Annotated in this window: 7 protein-coding genes; all 7 read right to left on the minus strand. The window is 68.7% G+C overall.

The window, feature by feature from the left end:
* Nucleotides 1–14: 14 nt before the first annotated feature.
* The gene (locus J7E89_RS04040) at nucleotides 15–929 is read right to left on the minus strand and encodes a glutamate ABC transporter substrate-binding protein (protein WP_214968411.1); all 915 of its coding nucleotides are present in this window, start codon (nucleotides 927–929) and stop codon (nucleotides 15–17) included.
* A gap of 19 nt (nucleotides 930–948) precedes the next feature.
* A complete protein-coding gene (locus J7E89_RS04045) occupies nucleotides 949–1,692 on the minus strand; it encodes an amino acid ABC transporter ATP-binding protein (RefSeq protein ID WP_214968413.1) in 744 nt (247 codons plus the stop codon).
* Between the two features lie 124 nt (nucleotides 1,693–1,816).
* Nucleotides 1,817–2,269, minus strand: coding sequence for a DUF6278 family protein (locus tag J7E89_RS04050; RefSeq protein ID WP_214968415.1), 453 nt, complete (start codon nucleotides 2,267–2,269; stop codon nucleotides 1,817–1,819).
* An 82-nt stretch (nucleotides 2,270–2,351) separates the two neighbouring features.
* A complete protein-coding gene (locus J7E89_RS04055; RefSeq protein ID WP_214968418.1) occupies nucleotides 2,352–3,131 on the minus strand; it encodes an exodeoxyribonuclease III in 780 nt (259 codons plus the stop codon).
* Between the two features lie 42 nt (nucleotides 3,132–3,173).
* Nucleotides 3,174–3,806, minus strand: coding sequence for an MBL fold metallo-hydrolase (locus J7E89_RS04060; RefSeq protein ID WP_214968420.1), 633 nt, complete (start codon nucleotides 3,804–3,806; stop codon nucleotides 3,174–3,176).
* 27 nt (nucleotides 3,807–3,833) lie between these two features.
* Nucleotides 3,834–5,135 carry a 4-carboxymuconolactone decarboxylase gene (gene pcaC, locus J7E89_RS04065; protein WP_308315322.1) on the minus strand — a complete coding sequence of 434 codons (1,302 nt, stop codon included), beginning with the start codon at nucleotides 5,133–5,135 and terminating at the stop codon, nucleotides 3,834–3,836.
* Nucleotides 5,132–6,298, minus strand: coding sequence for a tyrosine recombinase XerC (gene xerC / locus J7E89_RS04070; RefSeq protein WP_214968424.1), 1,167 nt, complete (start codon nucleotides 6,296–6,298; stop codon nucleotides 5,132–5,134). Before xerC ends, pcaC begins: the two co-directional genes overlap by 4 nt.
* Between the last annotated feature and the right edge of the window lie 178 nt (nucleotides 6,299–6,476).

The following is a 6,476-nucleotide window of genomic DNA, read 5'->3' on the forward strand; positions in this document are numbered from 1 at the left end:
GTCGTGCGGCTCCCTCAGCTCGCCGGGTAGCGGTCGATCGCGGGCGGCTTCGGGGCCGGCACGCCGGAGAGGCCGAGCGTCGCGTCATACGCCTTCTTCCAGTTCCCGTTCTTCTCGTTGGCCGCGAGGGCGTCGTCGATGGCCAGGCGCAGGGCGTTGTCGGCGCGCGGGACACCGATGCCGTACGGCTCTTCCGAGAAGGGCTTGCCGACGATCTTGAGTTCGTCGGGCACCTTGGCCGCGTAGCCGATGAGGATGGCGTCGTCGGTCGTGACGGCGTCGACCTGGTAGGTCAGCAGGTTGTCCACGCAGACGGAGTACGTGTCGTACGCGACGAGGTCGGCCTTCGGGTAGTCCGCCTCGATCCGCTGGAACGTGGTGGATCCGGCGGCGGAGCACACACGCTTGCCGTCGAGGTCCTGCGGCCCGTGGATGTCGTCCTCGTCGGTGCGCACCAGGAGGGACTGGCCGGCCAGGTAGTAGGGGCCGGCGAAGCCGACGAGCTTCTTGCGGTTGTCGTTGATGGTGTAGGTGCCGACGTAGTAGTCGATCTGGCCGTTCTGCAGGGCGGTTTCGCGGTTGGCCGACGCGATCGTCGTGAACCGGATGGTCTTGGGGTCGAAGCCCAGCGACGCGGCGACCATCTTGGCGATCTCGATGTCGAAACCGGAGTAGCGGCCGGTGGCGGGGTCCTTCTCGCCCATGTACGGCTGGTCCTCTTTGGCACCGACGACGAGATGGCCGCGCCGCTTCGCGTTCTGCCAGGTGCTGGACCCGGGCAGCCGGAAGTCCTTCGCCACCCGGTACTTGGGCAGTTTCCCGGGCTGTGGGCCCTTCACCGGCGGGCTGCCCTCCTTGCCGCAGGCGACGGCGGCCAGGACAAGCAGGCCGAGCACGAGAGCGGCGATGGTACGGGTGGTGCGCCTCATCTGTCCGTACACCCGCTCGTCAGTGCTTGAGGATCTTGGAGAGGAAGTCCTTGGCGCGGTCGCTCCTGGGGGCGGTGAAGAACTCCTCGGGCGTGCGGTCCTCGACGATGCGGCCGTCGGACATGAAGACGACGCGGTTGGCCGCGGAGCGGGCGAAGCCCATCTCGTGCGTGACGACGACCATGGTCATGCCCTCGCGGGCGAGCTGCCGCATGACTTCCAGGACTTCGTTGATCATCTCCGGGTCGAGCGCGGAGGTCGGCTCGTCGAAGAGGAGGGCCTTGGGGTCCATGGCGAGGGCGCGGGCGATGGCCACGCGCTGCTGCTGGCCGCCGGAGAGCTGGGCCGGGAACTTGCCGGCCTGGTCGGCGAGGCCCACCCGCTCCAGGAGTTCGCGGGACCGCTTGTCGGCGGCTTCCTTGTCGCGCCCCCGTACCTTGACCTGGGCGAGGGAGACATTCGCCAGCACGGTCTTGTGCGCGAAGAGGTTGAATGACTGGAAGACCATCCCCACATCGGCGCGCAGCCTGGCGAGCCCGCGGCCTTCTTCGGGGAGCGGCTTTCCGTCGATGAGGATGGCGCCCGACTCGACCGTCTCCAGCCGGTTCACCGCCCGGCAGAGCGTCGACTTGCCCGAACCGGACGGGCCGATGACCACCACCACCTCCCCGCGGCCGACGGTGAGGCTGATGTCCTGAAGGACGTGCAACTGCCCGTAGTACTTGTTGACGTCACGCAGCTCGATCAACGGATCGACGGCCATACGCAGCCCTACCCACTCTCAGCTGTGTCGAGGTCAGCGCAAACTATCCATCCCAATAAGGGACTTCACGCACGACACGCTTAAATGGGGCATAAGGCGCACTAAAGAGTTCGGGCGGTCAGACTCAGAGCTCCGAGACCTCGGCGTACACCTGGGAGAGCTCGGGCGCGCCGTTGACCGCCCAGTCCAGGCCGAACTCGACCACGTTGATCTCGCGGCCCGAGGCCAGCCGGACCACCGGTTGGCCGCTCGGCCACAGATGCCAGGCCGCCCCCGCGACCGTACGTACGATCACGGACCCGAGGTAGAGGCCCGCGTCATTGCCCAGCCAGGGCAGCTCCTCCGGGTCGTCGCGCCAGCGCGGCGTCAGCTGGTCGAGGGCCTCCAACGAGGCCGGGGAGTCGTCGAGTTCGAGGCCGGCATCCCCCGCCCGGACGCGCAACAGCTCGCACTCGGCGAGCAGTTCCGCCAGGCCTTGCGTCTCGCTGGCTCCGTCGGCGCCGGGTCCGAACACCGCCGTACCACGCGCCAGGTCGCGGCGCTTGAGCCAGTTGTCGAGGAAAGGGATGTTCTTCATATCGCTCACCCTCGCATTCGTCCCGCCATGTTCACCACAGGCGCGCGGAGACCCGTATGCGCCCGCCGTCCGCCCGCGTCCGTCAGACGTCGAGGTCGACGACGACCGGTGCGTGGTCGGACGCACCCTTGCCCTTGCGCTCCTCACGGTCCACATAGCTGTCCTTGACCGCGGCCGCGAAGGGGGCGTTGCCGTAGACCAGGTCGATGCGCATGCCCTTGTTCTTCGGGAAGCCGAGCAGCCGGTAGTCCCAGTAGGTATAAGGACGGTCGTACTTGAGCGGGCGCGGCACCACGTCCGAGAGCCCGGTGTCGCGCAGCGCGGCGAGCGCCGCCCGCTCGGCCGGGGTGACGTGGGTGGAGTCCACGAAGAGCGCGGGGTCCCAGACGTCCTCGTCGGTCGGGGCGATGTTGAAGTCGCCGAGGACGGCGAACGGCCGCTCCCTGGCGGCATCCTCGGCCACGGACTCGCGGAGCGCCTCCAGCCAGCGCAGCTTGTACCCGTAGTGGTCGTGGCCGACCTCGCGGCCGTTCGGCACGTACACCGACCAGACGCGGACCGGGCCGCAGGTCGCGGAGATCGCCCGCGGCTCCTGCACGCCTTCGTAGTCGGGCCCGCCGGGCAGGCCCACGACGACGTCCTCCAGGCCGGCCTTGGAGATCACGGCCACGCCGTTCCACCGGCCCGTGGCGTTGACCGCGCATTCGTAGCCGAGGTCGCGCAGCTGCGCGGCCGGGAAGTCCTCGGTGGTCGTCTTGGCCTCCTGGAGGCACAGCACATCGGTGCCGGTGCTCTCCAGCCAGGCCAGCAGCCGGGGCAGCCGGGCGGTGATCGAGTTGACGTTCCAGGTGGCGATACGCATGTACGACAGCCTATCCGCGAGGTCTGACACTCAGAGTTCGGCTCAGACGTCGGTGGAGTCTCCCGGCGTCAGCCGGCTGTGGTCCGCGCCGCCCAGCCCGCCGATCTGGCGGTCGTAGATGGGCCGGGCGAGGTCGGTGAGCAGCGCGTCGTGAATGTCGATGGCGCGCCGCGGCTTCACCTCACGTACGTACTCGATCACCTCGGAGATCTTCGACCACGGGGCCATCACCGGGAGCATCAGCGTCTCGACCGGCTGCTCGGGCACGGTGAGCGCGTCGCCGGGATGGAACACCGAACCGTCCACCAGATACCCGACGTTGGTGATCCGCGGGATGTCCGGGTGGATGACGGCGTGCAGCTCACCGTGGACCTGCACGTCGAAGCCGGCGGCGGAGAAGGTGTCGCCGTGGCCGACGGTGTGCACGCGGCCGGGGAAGGCCGCCGAGAGCTGGTCCGCGACGCTGCGCAGGGTCCAGATCTCGGCGCCCGGGTTTGCTTCCAGGCCCGCCCGCAGCCGGTCCCCGTCGAAGTGGTCGGGGTGCTCGTGCGTCACCAGGATGACGTCGGCGCCGACTGCCGCGTCCTGTTCACTGAAGTTGCCCGGATCGATGACGAGCGTCCGCCCGTCCTTCTCCAGCCGGATGCAGGCATGGGACTTCTTGGTCAGCTTCATACGGACATCCTCCTTCCCGCCATCGTGCTACGCCTGCGGTGTCGTCTCCTCCTGGATGACCGCCTGGGCCACCTTGAAGGCCGAGTTCGCCGCGGGAACGCCGCAGTAGACGGCCGTCTGGATCAGCACTTCCTTGATCTCGGCGGGCGTCAGGCCGTTGCGCAGAGCCGCCCGCGTGTGGAACGCCAGCTCGTTCAGGTGACCGCCCGCGACCAGCGCGGTCAGGGTGACGCAGCTGCGCGTACGCCGGTCGAGTCCGTCCCGCGTCCACACCTCGCCCCACGCGTAGCGGGTGATCAGTTCCTGGAAGTCGCCGGTGAACGCGTCGGCCTCGCCGAGGGCGCGGTCCACATGGGCGTCGCCCAGGACCTCACGGCGGACCTTGAGCCCGGCCTCGTACGGATCGGGCCGGTGGCCACCCTCCTCCGGTACGGCGACGGGCTGCGCGGCCGTGCCGATCTCACCCACGGGGCTGATGGGTGCGGAGATCGCCGGCATCACGGGCGGCGCCTGGATGGCCTGCATGCCGGTGGTCGAGGCGGGGGTGGCCTGCCACGCGGTGGAGAAGTGGCGTACGAGCAGATCCGTGACGGCGGCGGGCTGCTCGACCGGGGCGAGGTGGGACGCCCCGGGAACCAGCGCCAGCCGGGCGTCGGGGATGCCCGCGACAAGGGTGCGGGCCTCGGCGGGGCCGGTGACCTGGTCCTCGGATCCGACCAGGACGAGGGTCGGGACGCCGATGCGGCGCAGGTCGACCCGGATGTCGAAGGCGGCCAGCGCCTCGCAGGCGGCGATGTAGCAGCCGGGGTCGGTGGTGCGGACCATCTGGACGGCCCACTCCACGATCGCGGGCTGCGCGGCGGCGAAGCCGTGCGTGAACCAGCGGGCGGGCGCGGAGGCCGCCATCGGCTCCAGGCCGTTCGTCCGTACGATCACCCCGCGCTGACGGAACTCGTCGGCGGTGCCGAACCGGGGCGACGCCGCGACCAGGCCGAGGGAGGCGACCCGCTCCGGGTGGCGCAGCGCCAGCTCGGCGCCGATCGCGCCGCCGATGGAGCAGCCGGCGTAACCGAAGCGTTGTACGCCGAGGCTGTCGAGGGTCGCCAGCAGGCGCTCCGCGAGTTCGTTGACGGAGCTGGCGGGGTGCGCGGGGGCGCCGCCGTGGCCCGGCAGGTCGAAGCGGAAGACGCGCCATTGGCGGGTCAGGTCCGGTATCTGCCGGTCCCACATGTGCCATGTAGCACCGAGAGAGGTGCCTATAACGAGGACCGGGGCGTCTTCTGGCCCGTCAAAGCGGTATTGCAGGGTCTCAACGTTCTTCTCGCTCACCCGCTCACGCTCCCACATCTCACATTCGCTTCGCGATCGGGGGCAGAGCCACTCGCCAGACCTCCCCACATATCCGCTGTCGGCCGAAGATCTTCCACATTCGGCTTCACATACCAGCGCTTCGTCGTCTGGACGTCCGTGTGCCCGGCCCAGCGGGCGAGAAGGTGATCCGGCACTCCATTGTTCGCCAGGTAAGTGAGACAGCTTGCGCGGGTATCGTACAGACGAACCCGCCGCAGCCCGTTCTCGTCCATGACCTTGTACGCCCGCTCCCGCAACTGCCGCCCGTTGAGTGCCACGCCGAGTTCGTCCACGAGAACGTACCCACAGGCTTCGTACCTCCCCCCGGACGCCGCCTTCTCGGCCACCTGTGCGGCCTTGAAACCGGTCAGGGCCTGCGCGACGAGATGAGGCAGGGGAAGCCGCCGCTCACCTGCGAGCGACTTCGCGTCCTTCTCGACCACGATCTTGTTCCCCACGACCGTCCGGGTGTTCGCGATCGTCAGCGTGGCATCGCCCAAATCGACGTCGGCCCAGCGCATCCCGCAGATCTCCGCCGGCCGCAAGCCCATCAGCGACATGAGGAACGGGGCAGCCAAGCGGTCATCCCTGACCGCACGCACGAAGGCACGCACCTCTGCGACATCCCAGGGCGCCACCACCACCCTGGTCCCGCGCTCCTCCTTGCGTGCCTTCCGCGGGATGGTCACCTCCCTGGCCACGTTCACCTCGACCAGATGCCGCGACACCGCCCGGTCAAGGGCCTCCTTCAGCCGCGCCAGCGACATCTCGACAGAGGTCACCCCCAGCCCCGTGCCCGCCTTGCCACCCCGGACCCGGCCCTCCTGAAGAGCCCATCGCATCCACGCCTCGACATGGTCCTCCGTGAGTTCCTGCAACCGGATGCGCCCCAGGCTCCCCCGAAGGCGGCCCAGAGTCATGGTGTAGCTGTAGACGGTGGTCTCCTCCAGATCCTCCGCCTTCCTCGCGAGCCACTGATCAAGCCACTCATCCACCGTGATCCCACTGGCCGGCACGGACACGCCCTCGTAACGGCGGTGCGTGATACGCGCATACTCGGCCTTCGCCTCCCTCTGCGTGCCAAAGGTGCGGGTCACCTGCTTACGCTTCCCCGTGACGGGATCGGCCCCCACATCGACCACAAACCGGTATCGGACCTGCCCCTTCGCATTCGGAGGAAGCTTCTTGATCGGAACAGACAGGACTACTCACTCTCCTCAATGATTCGCCAGCCCCGTACAGGACGGACATCGCCGCCTCTCAGCGAAGGACGAACTCCGCAGCCGACAGGGCAGCAGTTAGAAGACTCATGAAGATCTT

Origin of the sequence: Streptomyces sp. ISL-100 (assembly GCF_018614615.1) — a bacterium.
Taxonomy (GTDB): domain Bacteria; phylum Actinomycetota; class Actinomycetes; order Streptomycetales; family Streptomycetaceae; genus Streptomyces.